The sequence below is a fragment of the Myroides odoratimimus genome (genome assembly GCF_001485415.1).
GTDB classification, from domain to species: domain Bacteria; phylum Bacteroidota; class Bacteroidia; order Flavobacteriales; family Flavobacteriaceae; genus Flavobacterium; species Flavobacterium odoratimimum.
The window spans coordinates 1-14,746 of the sequence record NZ_BCMQ01000019.1 but is presented as its reverse complement, the minus strand read 5'-3'; the positions used below and the strand labels follow the sequence as shown (position 1 = coordinate 14,746).

Annotated in this window: 15 protein-coding genes; 11 read left to right on the top strand and 4 right to left on the bottom strand. The window is 32.3% G+C overall.

Annotated features, from left to right (window positions below):
• The first annotated feature begins 29 nt into the window (after positions 1–29).
• Entirely contained in the window at positions 30–1,895 is a 1,866-nt protein-coding gene (locus MODO_RS14185; RefSeq protein WP_230486168.1) for a sensor histidine kinase, read from the top strand.
• A 2-nt stretch (positions 1,896–1,897) separates the two neighbouring features.
• On the opposite strand, the gene MODO_RS14180 is transcribed toward MODO_RS14185, so the two are convergent.
• A complete protein-coding gene (locus MODO_RS14180; protein ID WP_006258440.1) occupies positions 1,898–2,659 on the bottom strand; it encodes a hypothetical protein in 762 nt (253 codons plus the stop codon).
• A gap of 329 nt (positions 2,660–2,988) precedes the next feature.
• Between MODO_RS14180 and MODO_RS14175 the strand changes: the two genes are divergently transcribed.
• The 5 genes from MODO_RS14175 to MODO_RS14155 all read left to right on the top strand — a co-directional run bounded on the left by MODO_RS14175 (position 2,989) and on the right by MODO_RS14155 (position 7,740).
• A complete protein-coding gene (locus MODO_RS14175) occupies positions 2,989–4,467 on the top strand; it encodes a catalase (protein ID WP_006258439.1) in 1,479 nt (492 codons plus the stop codon).
• Between the two features lie 132 nt (positions 4,468–4,599).
• Positions 4,600–5,646, top strand: coding sequence for a tyrosine-protein phosphatase (locus MODO_RS14170; protein ID WP_006258438.1), 1,047 nt, complete (start codon positions 4,600–4,602; stop codon positions 5,644–5,646).
• Between the two features lie 54 nt (positions 5,647–5,700).
• Positions 5,701–6,312, top strand: coding sequence for a hypothetical protein (locus MODO_RS14165; RefSeq protein WP_006258437.1), 612 nt, complete (start codon positions 5,701–5,703; stop codon positions 6,310–6,312).
• Between the two features lie 22 nt (positions 6,313–6,334).
• Positions 6,335–7,018: a DUF4328 domain-containing protein gene (locus MODO_RS14160; protein WP_006258436.1), complete on the top strand. Its 684-nt coding sequence runs from the start codon at positions 6,335–6,337 to the stop codon at positions 7,016–7,018.
• Between the two features lie 23 nt (positions 7,019–7,041).
• Positions 7,042–7,740 carry a hypothetical protein gene (locus tag MODO_RS14155; RefSeq protein WP_006258435.1) on the top strand — a complete coding sequence of 233 codons (699 nt, stop codon included), beginning with the start codon at positions 7,042–7,044 and terminating at the stop codon, positions 7,738–7,740.
• A 77-nt stretch (positions 7,741–7,817) separates the two neighbouring features.
• Here MODO_RS14155 and MODO_RS14150 read toward each other — a convergent pair whose 3' ends face one another.
• A complete protein-coding gene (locus tag MODO_RS14150; RefSeq protein ID WP_006258434.1) occupies positions 7,818–8,198 on the bottom strand; it encodes a lipocalin family protein in 381 nt (126 codons plus the stop codon).
• Positions 8,199–8,281: 83 nt separating this feature from the next.
• Positions 8,282–9,778 (bottom strand): aminotransferase-like domain-containing protein, encoded by a 1,497-nt coding sequence (locus MODO_RS14145; protein WP_006258433.1) that lies wholly within the window; start codon positions 9,776–9,778, stop codon positions 8,282–8,284.
• Between the two features lie 151 nt (positions 9,779–9,929).
• Here MODO_RS14145 and MODO_RS14140 point away from each other — a divergent pair, with 151 nt between their 5' ends.
• The 5 genes from MODO_RS14140 (at position 9,930) to MODO_RS14120 (ending at position 13,240) form a co-directional block, all read left to right on the top strand.
• Positions 9,930–10,739 (top strand): hypothetical protein, encoded by an 810-nt coding sequence (locus MODO_RS14140; RefSeq protein ID WP_006258432.1) that lies wholly within the window; start codon positions 9,930–9,932, stop codon positions 10,737–10,739.
• A 125-nt stretch (positions 10,740–10,864) separates the two neighbouring features.
• Entirely contained in the window at positions 10,865–11,194 is a 330-nt protein-coding gene (locus MODO_RS14135; protein ID WP_006258431.1) for a DMT family transporter, read from the top strand.
• 318 nt (positions 11,195–11,512) lie between these two features.
• A complete protein-coding gene (locus tag MODO_RS14130; protein WP_006258430.1) occupies positions 11,513–12,103 on the top strand; it encodes a Crp/Fnr family transcriptional regulator in 591 nt (196 codons plus the stop codon).
• 102 nt (positions 12,104–12,205) lie between these two features.
• Positions 12,206–12,826: a hypothetical protein gene (locus MODO_RS14125; RefSeq protein ID WP_006258429.1), complete on the top strand. Its 621-nt coding sequence runs from the start codon at positions 12,206–12,208 to the stop codon at positions 12,824–12,826.
• Positions 12,827–12,838: 12 nt separating this feature from the next.
• Complete coding sequence (locus tag MODO_RS14120) at positions 12,839–13,240, top strand: DoxX family protein (RefSeq protein WP_006258428.1); 402 nt, start codon at positions 12,839–12,841, stop codon at positions 13,238–13,240.
• A 237-nt stretch (positions 13,241–13,477) separates the two neighbouring features.
• Here MODO_RS14120 and MODO_RS14115 read toward each other — a convergent pair whose 3' ends face one another.
• The gene (locus tag MODO_RS14115; RefSeq protein WP_006258819.1) at positions 13,478–14,647 is read right to left on the bottom strand and encodes an IS4 family transposase; all 1,170 of its coding nucleotides are present in this window, start codon (positions 14,645–14,647) and stop codon (positions 13,478–13,480) included.
• Between the last annotated feature and the right edge of the window lie 99 nt (positions 14,648–14,746).

Sequence of the window (14,746 nt, the reverse complement as noted above, 5' to 3'; positions counted from 1 at the left end):
AAAAAGAGGTTGTTTGTTCTGTTAATTATGTGGAAACCAGTCGCTTGGCTAAACGTTTACTTTTATTAGGTAACGCGTATTATTATAAGCAAAATGCTTTAGCGAATAAAGAAGATGTTTATAATGAAAAAAATAAGTTAACCTATGAGTATCTTAATGCATTAAAGAATAAGGATAGTGCATCACTAGCGAGTGCCTATTTTGATTTAGGCGAGCATTATCAATATACTGCTATTTCAGATAGTAGTTATTATTATTACAATAAATCAGCTCAATATTATAAGGGGATAAAGAATATTGAAGATCTTCAAAAAACGTATTTGTATTTCAGTATATTGCTAGCTAGCAGAGGTGTGTTTTTAGAAGCTCATATACAACTGTTACAAGCTATATCATTAAATGGGTATAATGTATCAAAGCATACTCTGTATAGTCAAGCATTTGTACTAGCCGTGATAGAGTTGGGTTTAGATAAAAATGATGAGGCTATCACTATGCTAAAAAAAGCTGAAGCATATTTAGACTCAGAAGAACTTAAAAACTTCTATTTAAGGGAACAGATATTGATGAATAAGATTTCTATTAAAAATAATTTGTCTCGAGCCTATATAGAGAAAGGCGAATACAATGATGCAGAAGAAGCGATTCAAGAAGCTTTTAGGTATTTAGAACAATTGGAGAATAAGGATAAAGAATCTTTTTATTCTATGCTCCTGCATACGAATGCATCACTTCAATTAAAGTATAAAAACTATGATACTGTAATAAGTTATATAGTTGAAGCTATGGATCATAGTCTAACTATAGGTAACTATCATGCTTATAATCTGAATAAAATACTATATGCTGAATATCAATTAGAAAGAGGGGAGTTTGTAAATGGGATTAAATTATTAGAAGAGGTATTCTCTTCTGCTGCTCAATATGATGATCTAAGAATACAGAAAAAGGCAATCGAATTACTTATGATGTATGATAAGATTGACTCTAAATCTAACTTTTATCATTATAAGCAGATTAACGAATTGATAAATAAGGATATCAATGCTGTAAGAAGTAAGTTCGCTAGACTAAAATATGAATCAGATTCGCTTATTCGATCTAATCAGATTTTAAAAGATCAGAATAATCTCATTACTTATGCGAGTATAGCACTTATTTTTAGTTTTATTGGAATACTATGTGTTATTTTCTATAGAAATAAGGCAAGGGAAATAGCTCTGGTGCAAATGTACCAAAAGGATACAGAAAAGTATTATGATTCTATTATCCATATTCAGAATAGTATAACAAGAGCGCAAGAACTCGAACGTAAGAAGTTTGCAAAAGAATTACACGACGGAGTATTGAACAAGCTATTTGTTACTCGGTTTTCTCTTTTACAATTAGAAAATGATAACCTTGAGTTAGTTAAAGAATCTTTAGTCAAAGAAGTACAAGAAGTAGAGTTATTTATTAGAAATAGTTCTCATGCGCTATACAATGAAGAGAAGTTCTTAGTTAGTAATTTTGGACAGCTTTTAGAGGAGTTAGTTTATTTGCAAAATAGAAATGTCAGTACAGTTTTTAGTATTGAAATTGACTCTAGAATAGAACTAGAGAGACTAAGTCATAAGATAAAAGTGAATATCTATAGAGTTCTTCAAGAAGCATTTCAAAATGTACAGAAGTATGCTGAAGCGAAAGAATGTAAATTAGTAATAGAATATCTATCAGACCAATATTTCCGTATGGAAGTTATAGATAATGGTAAAGGATTTAGCTTTAAATCTGTTAAGCGTGGATTAGGAATTAAAAATATGGAAGAACGACTTCGAGGGTTGAATTCAAAACTTATTGTAAAGAGTAAAAGAGGAATAGGTACTTCTATTTCTTTTTCTATTCAAAATAGCTAGATCTACAGTTTATATATCATCCAGATATTAGGCTCTGTATAATATCCTTTGTTAAGCTCAACGTTTACTCTAAGCGTAGTTAATCCCATAGGTAAAATGTATTCTTCAGAAGACTGAAAAGTATACCCAGTCCATTTTTCCCATTGAAGAATAGTACCTTCGACGTAGAATGAGGTAGTGCAGACACCTTGAATAATAGCTCCATTGATTACGTGTTTTCTAATTTCAATATCGTATGGTAATCCCCAATTATTAATCCATTGAGAATAATTCATTATATCTTGTAAGGGATAATGTTGTTTCATCTTAGGTCTTATGGGACAGATAATGTTTTGATATTCTTCTTGAGTAGCATAAAGCTTTAGGTTGTTTATTACATATTGGTGTACTTCATTTTCAGAATAAGACTTATTCGTAAAAATAGATAAGCAACACAGAGTATTTGGTTTTAGGATACGTTCATGGTCGGCAAATGATTTCTCTAATGCCCATCTCCACCCTCCATCTGAGAGTTTAGCGAACTCTGTTTTAGTTAAATGTAAAGGCACACAATGTATAGTTGCAACAAGGTTATTATTCTCTAGTACTATAAATTGCTGACTAGAAAATACTTTAAAAATAGAATTCCAATATTTTACTTTGCCACTGTCTGCCTGTAAGTATTGTGGTAAGTTACTTAGTTCTTTAATTTTTTGTACTAAGTTATCTTTCTGAACTGAATTTAATTGATCAAAACATATAAAGCTAAATTCTGCTGTATTCATTGTGTGTTGAAAATTACCATTTGCTAAGAGTTAGAAAGATACTGCATTTACAGAGATAAATATATTTTAATTGAAATTATTATTAACTATTTTATAATCAGAGAATAAAGTTAATAAGCTAAAAAAAACGTATTTTTAGATATAGAAATGGCTTAAAATTTGAGTGCACTAAATAATTATAGGTATTGAAAAGAGTTATGTGTTTTTTAATAGTGATAGATTTTATCAATACATGTATTGATTCAAAGTATGCTAAAATCTAGTTATCAGTGGATTATAGCTGTAAGTTTGTAAAAGAAAAAGAGAGATAAACGACAAAAATAATAATTATGAAAGAACAGAAATTGACAACAGCTTCAGGTAGACCTTATGTAGATCATGAGGATTCATTAACAGCAGGTGCTAGAGGTCCTGTATTACTAGAAGATTATATTTTACATGAGAAGTTAGCTCACTTTAATAGAGAGCGTATTCCAGAGCGTATTGTACATGCAAAAGGTTCAGGAGCTTATGGAACATTTACAGTAACAAATGATATCACGAAATATACTAAAGCTAAATTATTTAGTGAAGTAGGAAAACAAACAGACGTTTTTGTTAGATTCTCTACTGTAGGGGGAGAGAAAGGGTCTGCTGATTCAGAGCGTGATCCACGTGGTTTTGCAGTGAAGTTCTATACAGAAGATGGTAACTGGGATTTAGTAGGTAATAATACACCAGTATTCTTTATTAAAGATGCTAAGAAATTCCCTGACTTTATCCATACTCAAAAAAGACACCCAGGTACTAACCTAAAATCACCTACTATGGTATGGGATTTCTGGTCATTAAACCCTGAGAGTTTACACCAAGTATTGATCTTGATGTCTGATAGAGGTACTCCATTTGGATTTAGACATATGAATGGATATGGTAGCCATACCTTCTCTATGATTAATAGCGAGAATGAAAGAGTATTCGTGAAGTTCCACTTTAAAACAGCTCAAGGAATTAAAAACCTTACAGGGCCAGAAGCAGACCAAATGAGAGCGACTGATATGGACTATGCACAACGAGATCTATATGAAAATATCTCTAATGGTAATTTCCCTAAATGGAATCTAAAAATTCAAGTGATGACTGAACAACAAGCCAAAGAAGCAGTTGTTAATCCATTTGATGTAACAAAAGTATGGCCACATGGTGATTATCCACTAATCGATGTAGGGGTACTTGAATTAAACAGAATGCCTAAAAACTACTTCCAAGATGTAGAGCAAGCAGCTTTTGCGCCAACACATATTGTAGATGGTATTGGATTCTCTCCAGATAAGATGTTACAAGGTCGTATTTTATCTTATCCAGATGCACAACGTTATAGATTGGGTACTAACTATGAGCAAATCCCAGTGAACCGTTGTCCATTTATGACTAATAACTATCAGAGAGATGGCTATATGAGAGTAGATGGTAATGGTGATGACGCACCTAACTACTTCCCAAATAGCTTTGATAATATTACAGTAGATCAAAGTTATAAAGAACCAGCTCAAGAGTTGCATAGTGTTGTGGCTGATAGATATGATAGAAATGGAGAAGGAGAGAATGACCACTTCAGTCAACCAGGAAAACTATACGAGATTATGACTGCTGAAGAGAAAACAAATACTGTAGCTAATATCGTTGCGGCAATGAGTGGTGTAGAAGGGCCTAAGCGTGATGAGATTATCGGAAGACAGCTGTGCCACTGGTTTAGAGCTAATGTTGAACTAGGTACTAGAGTTGCACAAGGACTTAACTTCGACATCAGTAAATACATGAATTCATAATAGTTATCTATATATTTTTAAAGGATCCCATTTTGCTTCTTGCATTTGGGATCTTTTTTTTCATAACTATGTCAGAAGTTGTATTCTAGATTATTATACTTATTTTTGTTAGTAACAGTAATATCAATATTTATGCGCTACTATACTTTATTCAAGATAATATTTATATCAACTTTTTTTGTAGGATGTTCGTATCAAGCTTATCAACCTATTTCTTTTTCTGATTTAGATAAAAATGATAATGTAACAGAAAGCAAAAAAGGGTATATGGTGCAATTGACTCCTGATGAAAAACTTGTCTTAGATCAAAGTACGCATGTAGAGACAGAGGTAGGTCAATATTTTGTAAAAACTAATGAAAGACAAGTATTTCCCGTTATTTCTAATCATGATACTGTGTATCGATCAAATAGGCATATTGAGTTTAAGAAGGTTCACAACTTTCGTGATATGGGAGGGATTAGAAATAAAGACGGAAAACAGGTCATATGGGGGCATTTCTTTAGAAGTGGCCACCTCTCTAAGCTAAAGGAGAAAGAATATGCTAAACTTGAAAATCTAAATGTCAAAACAGTTATAGACTTGCGTACGGATAAAGAAGTGACGAAGAAACCTGATAGAGTACCAGAAGGTGTAGTATATAAGAATGTGCAAGTGTATGACGATTCTGAGGATATGTTCTCTAAGACTAAAAAGGATGTGCTTAAAGGAAAAGTGACTCCTGTACAATCTGATAGTCTAGTGATGGAGTTTTATAAACTGTATATGACAGAGAACCCACAGTTAGTTAGAGAGATAATGGATGATGTTTTTGAATCAAAAGAAGCAGTGTTGTTCCATTGTTCTGCAGGTAAAGATAGAACAGGTATGATAGGAGCTATGATACTTAGTATCTTAGAGGTAGATAGAGAGACTATCATTTCTGAATATATGTTATCTAATAATTATAGAGTAAGTGAAGTAGAGGGAAGAATGAAGCTTGCTAAAGTAGGCAAAGTGATCTTTCCGAAGATTAACTATCAGGTTATAGAGAACTTTTCGTGGATTAAGCCTATTTATATTCAAGCAATGTTTGAAGGAATAGAGAAGGAGTACGGTTCTGTTGATAATTATATTGAGCAAGGACTCAAAATAAGTAAAGAGAAACGAGCTGAATATATTCAGAAATTTACGTACTAGTTATTTTGTGTTCACTTTCAATTGTTTTAATTTAGAGAAATTAAAAGGAGAATTATGTATAGAATAGTATTTACTATGGTAGCCTTTCTTAGTGTAACAATTATGTGTGCACAGAAGCAATCTTTTAGTCAGAAGATAGGTCAATTAATGGAGTTAGTTACAGAGGAGAATGTAGATAATAATCAAGTAAGAGAAATATTAAAGACCTTAGCTATTGCCCCTAAAGAGATGAAAGAAGGAGCTATGGATTACAGTATATATGATAATTTTGAAGGAGATACTTTGTATTATATCCCGTATAAAACTGCAGAAGAATCTCGTTTTTCTGTTGAGAAACTAAAACAGGGAGAGAAGTTGTTCTATACGCTACAGTTTTTAATGCAAAGCACATATACCAAAGATGCCAAAGGCAAAGTAGAATTTGCAGACCCTACATATCTATATAATACAACGATAGAAGAATTAGAACCTTACTGTACTACACCTATGAAGTATAAGAATGGTAGAGGTAACAGTCCTGATTCTCCCTTGCTTAGCTGTGTTTATACTAACCCAAAGAGTAAGAGAAAACTAATGTATTGGGTAGTTTGTGAGAATAAAATAGGAGACACAAAGGGAAATACAGTAAAAGAAATAAAGATTCAGAGTCAAGAACTTTGGAGGTAAACTATAAATACAAATTAGAAATATGTTATTGTCTAATGTAAGTCGAGGTGATGCTTTAATAGTCGCAATTAAGCTATTGATAATATCTTCAGTAGCTAGTTTGAACTGTTTGTTAATCCAGCACAATATATATACTAAAGCGAATCTAGGTGTGCAATATGTAAATAAAGATTTAGTAAGGTTCGAGACTATAAACTTCATTGTGACAGTATTAAATATTGTAGCTGCCGCTTTTTTCTTTATAGTATTTATCGTATGGTTTTATAGAGCCTATGTGAATATGCAGTCTTTAGATACTCGATTAAATGATTCTAAGTATTGGATAATATTCGGATGGTTTTTACCTGTCTTTAATTTAGTGATGCCTTATCGATTATTGAATAAGATGACGATCAGTGCAGTCTTTTATATACATAAAAATACTAGTACAAGACTAAAGAAGTTTAGATCTTATTGGATTTTATTGCTTTGGGTTAGTTTCTTATTGATCTATTTGTTGCGTATCTATCAGTATAGTATCGCTACTAGAGTAGATGTTATGTATATTATCGAGCTAGGGGTGATTATTAATGCCTTATCATTACTTACTTTGTTTGTATTCGCTTCATATTTTAGTTTTTATAGAAAGATGGAAGCCCTAATCTATAAGTTAGAGCATGAAAACAAAGAGGAGAATGCAAACTGTATTGAACTAGTAAGAGAATAAAATACAACCCTTAAACTGTTTTTATGTCAGGGAAACAAGTTTTTTTACAGTTTATTCAGAATATCAGTACACCTTATCTACATGAAGGCTTTGTAGCTACTCAGAAAGGTCTGATATTAAAACAACGAATAGAATCATCAGATTTTGAGTTAGTATTGAAGTTTCATGCTATTCAGAGCGAAGTGAAAACTAGTGTACAGTTATCATGCTTTGTCATGGTGTTGTCAGAACAGTTAAAAACATGGAGGTTGCAGAAGTACAGAAGTAAGGATTTAGCAGTAGATACTGTTTTTATCGCTAATCTTAATGATGTTATTCCTGTTCTCCCGAAGAAATTTAGTTGGGAAATTAACTCCAAGAACCTTGATGAGCAAACAGCTGTTTTCAGTGAGCTTCTTTCTACTTATGTGAATCCGATATTTGAGCAGTTTAGAAATAGAGAGGCACTGATAGCTTATACTATTGAACAAGGATGGAGATTTAATATAAATATGTCTCCTAAACAGTTTGTATATCCATTAGATTTTATGACATGTTTTGCTTCTTATGAAGAGAATTGTTTAGGCTTTAATAACTTTATAAAGCAAGAAGGTCTAGTAGGTCAAGCTAAACGTATTTATAAAGAAATGAGCTCATCTAAGTATAAAGGATATATTAGAAGTGATGCTATAGAGGACAAATTATTCCAGCTAGCTTATCTGCATAAAATACCGATTTGGTGATATATGACAATATAAAAAAAGAGAGGGAAGTATACGTTATGATACTTCCCTCTCTTGTTTATGTTTGAAGGTATAAATTAATTTGTACCTACTCTTTTATAGGTAAACTCTTGATTTTTTTTTTCTAAAACAAGGATATTCTCACTACTTGCTTTGATTGTAAAATGTAAGGTATCTCTATTAGATAACACTAGAAGTTCGTGATTCTGTATCCACCAATTCTCATATTCACTAGTCATCATATTTACTGATGTAGCGTCTCCATTCTCTTTTAAAGAAAAACTCTTAGGCTTATTCTCATTAAAGGGAGTGAATTCTGTCCAATCACCAATCACATGTATGCTTAATGACTTTTCATGTTCTGACATTTCAGGAAGTTTAAAGCTCTCTTCCTTTTTACAGCTATAAAAGGCTACTCCACATAATATTATAAAAATACTAGTCTTAAATGTTTTCATATTAATTGTTAAAATTAGGAAATACTAAACAAATATAATGATAAAAATTAAATATGGGTATTTAAAATAATGTGAATTGGTTTCTATTTAGAAGGTTTTAGCGCATGTATAGTACGATAAAGAATATCTAGGTTAACTTCCATTTCATCTTTTGTTAAATGACCAAATCCTAATCTCATTCCTGTTAATTTTCTGTCTTGATAGAGTAGGGTTTTAGGTAGATATAAGTTATTTTTAGCACATTGTTTATGTAGTTGCATCAGGTTAATAGGAATGTTCCATTCTGTCCAAATAGCTAATCCACCAGCAGGTACTGTAAAATGAATATCATTATTAAAGAACTGTTGTAATAATTCAGCGAAAGAGTCCCGTCTTTCTTTGTATATTTTAGAAGCTTTTTTTAGATATCTAAAGATTTCGCCTTCTTCTATTAATTCATTTAGTACCTGTTCCATGATAATGTCTCCTCTAGGATCTAGTAATCTCAGGTATTTCTGCATTTCTATTAATACACTTTCTGGTGCTACAATAAACCCATGCTCAAAAGTTGGCGCTAATGATTTGCCAAATGATCCTATATATACTACCATACCATCTGAGTCTACACTTGCTAGTGGTAATACAGGGCTTTTGTCATAATGGAAGTCATAATCATAATCATCCTCTAGAATAATAAAACCATACTTACGTGCTAAGTTGAGAAGTTTTACTCTGCGCTGTGCACTTAGTGTTACAGTAGTAGGGTAGTGATGATGAGGTGTTAAATACAGCATACGAATAGTATGAGATTTACACAGTTCTTCTATAGCTTGTACATCTATACCATGCTCATCTACAGGTACTGTTAGTACATGAGCTCCAGTTTCTTGAAATGTCATATTACTAGAGTAGTAGCTCAGCTTAGCTACGATCACTTTATCACCAGGAGATAGTAGTACTCTACAAGCGATGTAGATACTCATTTCGGTATTACGTGTGATCAGTATATTATTCTTACTGATATGTAGTCCTCTAGATAGGTTTAGATAATTCGCCATATTACTTTTGAATGGGTAGTTATCCTCACTTTTTATATTGTATAGTTTTTTTCGATTGCTTTTTCTTTTGAGGTTAGCACTATAGAAAGAAGATAGTTGACTCAGTTGGCTTATTCTTGTATCTGTCGTACCATCATTAAACATATAGTCACAATGATTTGTCTCATAAGGAGAATCTAGCACATTATTGACTTGAAAGGAATATCCTGGTTTACTTGGATATTGTTGAATATTCTGATAATCTATATCAGTACTTGTTTTAGGGCGAATAGACTTTTTGCTCAATACAAAACACCCTTTATTAGGGATCATTTCTATCCATCCTTGTGTTGCTATTTCTTCAAATGCCGCGATTACTGTATTTCTATTTACCGAAAGCAATGTTGCGATTGTTCTAGTGCCAGGTAGTTTAGTCCCTTCAGGGATAAAGTTGCGTTGTATAGCATTGCTAAACTGATTAGCGATTTGCATATATACTGCAGTAGTAGAGTTTCTATCTATTTTTATAAAACTCTGATAAGGGATTTTAACCGGACTAGCCATGATTAGAAATATTAAGTATTATCTATTCCAGCAATATACAGTTTTTAGCATATAGATATACTTTTTTATGCTCAATATTTTTGTGAATATTGGCTTTTAGTTTTTGTGTCCTATCGTATATTTATATAATTTAGGGCTTTATTTTATAGCTATGAATGTATCGATCCTTCAAATGGTTAGTGTAGTTAGTTATTCTAACGCATACTTAAATGATCATTTACCAGAGATTTCTAATCAAGGAGAGAAGATCTCTATGTATTGTAATAAAGTGTTATTTCATATTCCTGTAGTAGGAGATAAGAGTCAATATACAACTCAAGCGCCTATAGACTGGTTTATTTCTTTAAAATTCAGAGGAGTAAAGCAAGTAAAGTTATTCTATCAATCTTTTGCAAAACCGAATACACCAGAGTATATGACAGCAGGATTTGTAGGAGGTGGGGGAGTATGGATGGTAGAGACTGTGTTAGAAGATCGATCAGAGTTTTGGTATAGCAAGTGGGAGGTCAATGAGGATAAACGTCAGTTAGGTGCAGATAGAATATGGGATGTAACCTATAGACTTGCTCCTATTGACGAATTGCCTAGCACTAAGTATGAGATAAAAGAACAGAGCTTAGCCCTTATGTCAGTATTAGAAGAGCTAGTAGCTTTTTGTAAGGTAGAAGAACTTTCTAATTGGGAAGCGATATTCACAGGAGCTAAGAGTGTATTAGAGAATAAGAAGCCGTCTACAACTACCTATCTAAAAGATATGATCGTAGAAGGGGGATACACAGAAGAGGCTTTAGCCTTAATGGAAGCTACTGATAGAGCCTATGTATTCGGGGGGATGGGCTCGTGGAATGATGTAGGACAGCTCAGTAATGATAATCAAGAGAAGAGGTATAAGGAACTGTCAGCAGAACTATATGCTGTCTTAAACCGAAGTATTCTAGCATTTGCTAATTCTTGTTTATAGGTCAAGAATAATTACACTTAGTAGATAAGTTTCTATATTAAAAATAAATGAGAATTTTATTTTCATTTGATAAAAAATAATAAAATTATATTCTCCACCTTTGCACGCTTAAATTTTTAGAACAAATGAACTGGATAATTTTAATTATTGGTGGATTATTTGAAGTAGGTTTTACTTTTTGCTTAGGTAAAGCTAAGGAGGCTACAGGAACAGAAGCAGTAGGATGGTATGCCGCTTTTTTGATAGCCTTAGTTTGTAGTATGGCAGCCCTTGTAAAGGCAACTCAATCCTTACCACTAGGAACAGCTTATGCAGTATGGACTGGTATAGGTGCTGTAGGAACAGTATTAGTAGGAATATTTGTGTTTAAAGATCCTGCTACTTTTTGGAGGATGTTTTTTATCGCTACTTTGATAGGGTCTATTATTGGGCTTAAAGTAGTAGCTGCATCATAAGTAGTAATAAAGAGTGTTTTTTAGAATCTATTATAGATAAATTAAAAAAGGGACTATCAAGCGATAGTCCCTTTTTCATTGATAAAAAGTAGTTGATTGTGTTGTTAATAGTAGTAATTATAGATTAAGACCTTCTAACCTTTGATTGTCTTACCCTAAAAGTAATAAAGCTTTTTAGAATACAAAACAGGAGTGTTTGTTAAGCTTCATTATAAAATGATATTGTTTGATATGTGATATGTTTTGTTGATAATAAAGCTTTTTTTATCGTTTTTATATTGCTGTAAAAAGTGTTTCTTTGTTTTTTATTTTTGAGCAATGAATATGCAGGAGCAGTATTTTGATGTCTTTATAGCACATTTAAGACAAACTATTACACTGGATGAACACACTGTACATAAAGTATTAGACAGCGTAGAAATAGTGAAATTAAAAAGGAAAGAGTTTCTTCTCACTCCAGGGCAACCTTCTAAGTCTATGCGCTTTATTGTAGAAGGGAGCGCTAGATGTTATTATCTAGATGAGAATAGTCAAGAGCATACCCTACAGATTGGTATTGAGAATTGGTGGATAAATGATTTGTATAGTTTTTTGACACAGAAAGATTCTCAGATGTATATTCAAGCTATCGAACCTGCTGTAATTTTGCAAATTAGTCAATCTAATCTAGAGCAACTCTATCAAGAAGTTCCGGAGATATCTACATTTTTTAGAATTAAGATTCAGAGTGCTTATGTAGCACTACAGGAGCGTATGTTAGAGAATCTCAGTACAGAGGTGTACTCTCGTTATCAGAAGTTTATAAAGGAGTACAGAGATATAGAGCAACGTGTACCTCAGTATATCATAGCCTCTTATCTAGGTGTGACTCCTGAGTTTCTAAGCTATTTAAAGAAAAAGAACTTATAATAAATAAGTTTTTTTACCTAATAAGTTTTTCTTAAGTTATCTTAAGAAGCACGTTCTCTCGAGCTAATACATTTGTCTTATACAAATAAGAATAGAAGACAAATGAGATTAGCTTTTTTTTATGTAGTAATTTTAATGGTTTTTGGGCAAGGTGTTTTCGCTCAGAAATTTTCATATAATCCAGAAGGAATGGTAGGTCACCGTTCTTACTTTTACACCCATACATTTAATTATCAGATTAGCGATAAGGTCAAACTTCAGAACCTTATTCTATTCGATACAGAATATGATAATGATAAGCACAATATTCTATTTATGCGTAATACGCTAGCTTATCAATTTTCAAAACACTTTACTTTAAACACCTCTATAGGAATTAAGAATCCAGGCAAGTTTGCCAGTATGTTGCTTCAATATCAGGTATCAGGTAAGGAGGTATTGTTCTCTTATGCTGTAGGGACAACATACCAAGCAGGTTTTACACTAGAACAATCATTATTATTTGAATATACCCCTCAGCTGACAGATAAAGTGAAAGGATTATTCAGAGTATCTGCAGTCGGTAATGTGAACGCAGAAGAATATACCAGAGGATTCCAACATATCAGATTAGGGGTGAAGTATGAGGAATATAGCTTCGGTGTAGCAGTCAACTTAGAACAGTTTAATAATTCATGGAAACACCTAGAAAACGTTGGTGTTTTTGCAAAAATAAATCTTTAAAATACAATAGAAATGAACAAGAATCAAGACATCGGTTTATTAATTACGCGTATTAGTATTGGCTTTCCAATGTTGTTATACGGAATAGGAAAATTATTTAATGGTATTTCGTTTATCCAAAGTGTGTTAATGGATAAAGGGCTTCCTGCCTTTTTCGGATACGGAGTCTATGTAGGAGAAGTGATAGCACCTCTTCTGATCTTAATAGGATATAGAACACGATTAGCCAGTTTAGTATTTGTAATTAATTGTATTACGGCTATGTTATTAGTACAGAGCTCAGATATCTTTAGCTTAAATGATAATGGTGGATGGAAGGTAGAGTTATTAGGTATCTATGCCTTAGTTGCTGTTGGGTTATTCTTTACAGGAGGAGGTAAGTTAGCCTTGTCATCTGAGCATAAATGGGATTAAATAGAAGAGGTAGAGTAGGTATCAATTTTATTCTAAAAAGAACATTATCATTATAGAGGTAATAAAATACTCTAGAATACTATCTGTGATAAAAATAGCATTACCCCTTGTCAATACTCAAGTTTAGTGAACTAATTGATGAGGTATAGTGTAGAATTATCAATAGCGTCCTAAATAAATTTAAGGCATAAAATATCCTCCCATTTTAGTAGGTTATAGATGATATTTCGATAAAATTTAAAACAGAACCCCCTGTATCAATTTTGGAGGGGGTTTTTCTACCTCATTTATCGGATTATCTAACCATTTTTGCAGTTCAATTTTAACAAAAAGGTTTAGACGTATAAAAGCGACTAAATTAGATAAATGCCAACCAAATTGAGACTGAGCACGTAGAGCTTTCAGTATTAAAATAGTGATAAGTGCAGTCCAAATTTGTATCATTACAGCATTTTCTGAAGTTCCTATAAAAGACTTAATGTGTAGAAGTTGTTTAAGGTCTCTAAAGAATATTTCCACCATCCATCTACTTTTATAAAGCTCACTAATTGTATTAGCAGTCCAAGTAAATTGATTTGTGATAAGCTCTATAACTTGCTCATTTTCTTGATCCCATACCGCTACTCGTCTTAGTTTATTAGGATATAGTTGTTTTGAGTTACTATTAGTTAAAGTAATTATCTCATCTTTTAAAATATTTTGATGTCTATTCTCAGGTAGTTCCAACTCTTTAATTGTTTCAAATTTTAAGTTGTCTTTATGTCTAATGACAAAGAATACTTGTTTGCTGTCCCAAACGTTTAAAAGGCTAAAATCATTATAAAAACGATCGGCAACTATAACACTACCTTTAAGTAAAGGAATATCATAAGCTCCTTTATTATCAGCTGTTTTACCATTAGTAATATTGATATAAGCTGGTAGATTTCCATCAAAATCAAGTAATGTGTGCATTTTAACTGCTCCTTTATTGGTTTTGTATTTAGCCCAATCAAAGATGCTCAAGCATAGTGATATTGTGGTGGAGTCCAATAGTAAGATTTTTGACTTGATTCTAAACTTCACTTGTTTAAATTTGGGGTGCTGTCCTAAACTTTGAAGTAAAACAAAATAATACTCTTTAAAAAGTTTATGAGTTCTGTTTATGTTCTGATAACTTACTGAGGATTTAGATGGTGCTCTATCTATACCAAGGTGATTTAGGTTGCCTGTGGCTGAACGAAGTCCATTACTAATATCACGAACAGATTTGCTACGGGCAAAATGACAAAATAACATAGAGACAAGGTGACTCCAACTATTAAATCCTTTGTTGTGTTTGTCTGTCTGTTTTTCTTTTACGATTTTTTTGAATTTTGAACGATCAAGTTTTGCTATTATTTGTGAAAACAGTGTTATATTTACCATCGAGAGAGTCTTTTTTAGGTGTGCAACTCAAAGATAATTTGAGATCCGAAATTAACTCTCTTTTTTTGTGCCTTTTTTTAAATGTTTAGGACGCTATTG

Excerpts from the sequence above, each read along its gene's own strand:
- MODO_RS14180 (WP_006258440.1), bottom strand. The coding sequence starts at position 2,659 with ATGAATACAGCAGAATTTAGCTTTATATGTTTTGATCAATTAAATTCA.
- MODO_RS14175 (WP_006258439.1), top strand. The coding sequence starts at position 2,989 with ATGAAAGAACAGAAATTGACAACAGCTTCAGGTAGACCTTATGTAGAT.
- MODO_RS14170 (WP_006258438.1), top strand. The coding sequence starts at position 4,600 with ATGCGCTACTATACTTTATTCAAGATAATATTTATATCAACTTTTTTT.
- MODO_RS14165 (WP_006258437.1), top strand. The coding sequence starts at position 5,701 with ATGTATAGAATAGTATTTACTATGGTAGCCTTTCTTAGTGTAACAATT.
- MODO_RS14160 (WP_006258436.1), top strand. The coding sequence starts at position 6,335 with ATGTTATTGTCTAATGTAAGTCGAGGTGATGCTTTAATAGTCGCAATT.
- MODO_RS14155 (WP_006258435.1), top strand. The coding sequence starts at position 7,042 with ATGTCAGGGAAACAAGTTTTTTTACAGTTTATTCAGAATATCAGTACA.
- MODO_RS14150 (WP_006258434.1), bottom strand. The coding sequence starts at position 8,198 with ATGAAAACATTTAAGACTAGTATTTTTATAATATTATGTGGAGTAGCC.
- MODO_RS14145 (WP_006258433.1), bottom strand. The coding sequence starts at position 9,778 with ATGGCTAGTCCGGTTAAAATCCCTTATCAGAGTTTTATAAAAATAGAT.
- MODO_RS14140 (WP_006258432.1), top strand. The coding sequence starts at position 9,930 with ATGAATGTATCGATCCTTCAAATGGTTAGTGTAGTTAGTTATTCTAAC.
- MODO_RS14135 (WP_006258431.1), top strand. The coding sequence starts at position 10,865 with ATGAACTGGATAATTTTAATTATTGGTGGATTATTTGAAGTAGGTTTT.
- MODO_RS14130 (WP_006258430.1), top strand. The coding sequence starts at position 11,513 with ATGAATATGCAGGAGCAGTATTTTGATGTCTTTATAGCACATTTAAGA.
- MODO_RS14125 (WP_006258429.1), top strand. The coding sequence starts at position 12,206 with ATGAGATTAGCTTTTTTTTATGTAGTAATTTTAATGGTTTTTGGGCAA.
- MODO_RS14120 (WP_006258428.1), top strand. The coding sequence starts at position 12,839 with ATGAACAAGAATCAAGACATCGGTTTATTAATTACGCGTATTAGTATT.
- MODO_RS14115 (WP_006258819.1), bottom strand. The coding sequence starts at position 14,647 with ATGGTAAATATAACACTGTTTTCACAAATAATAGCAAAACTTGATCGT.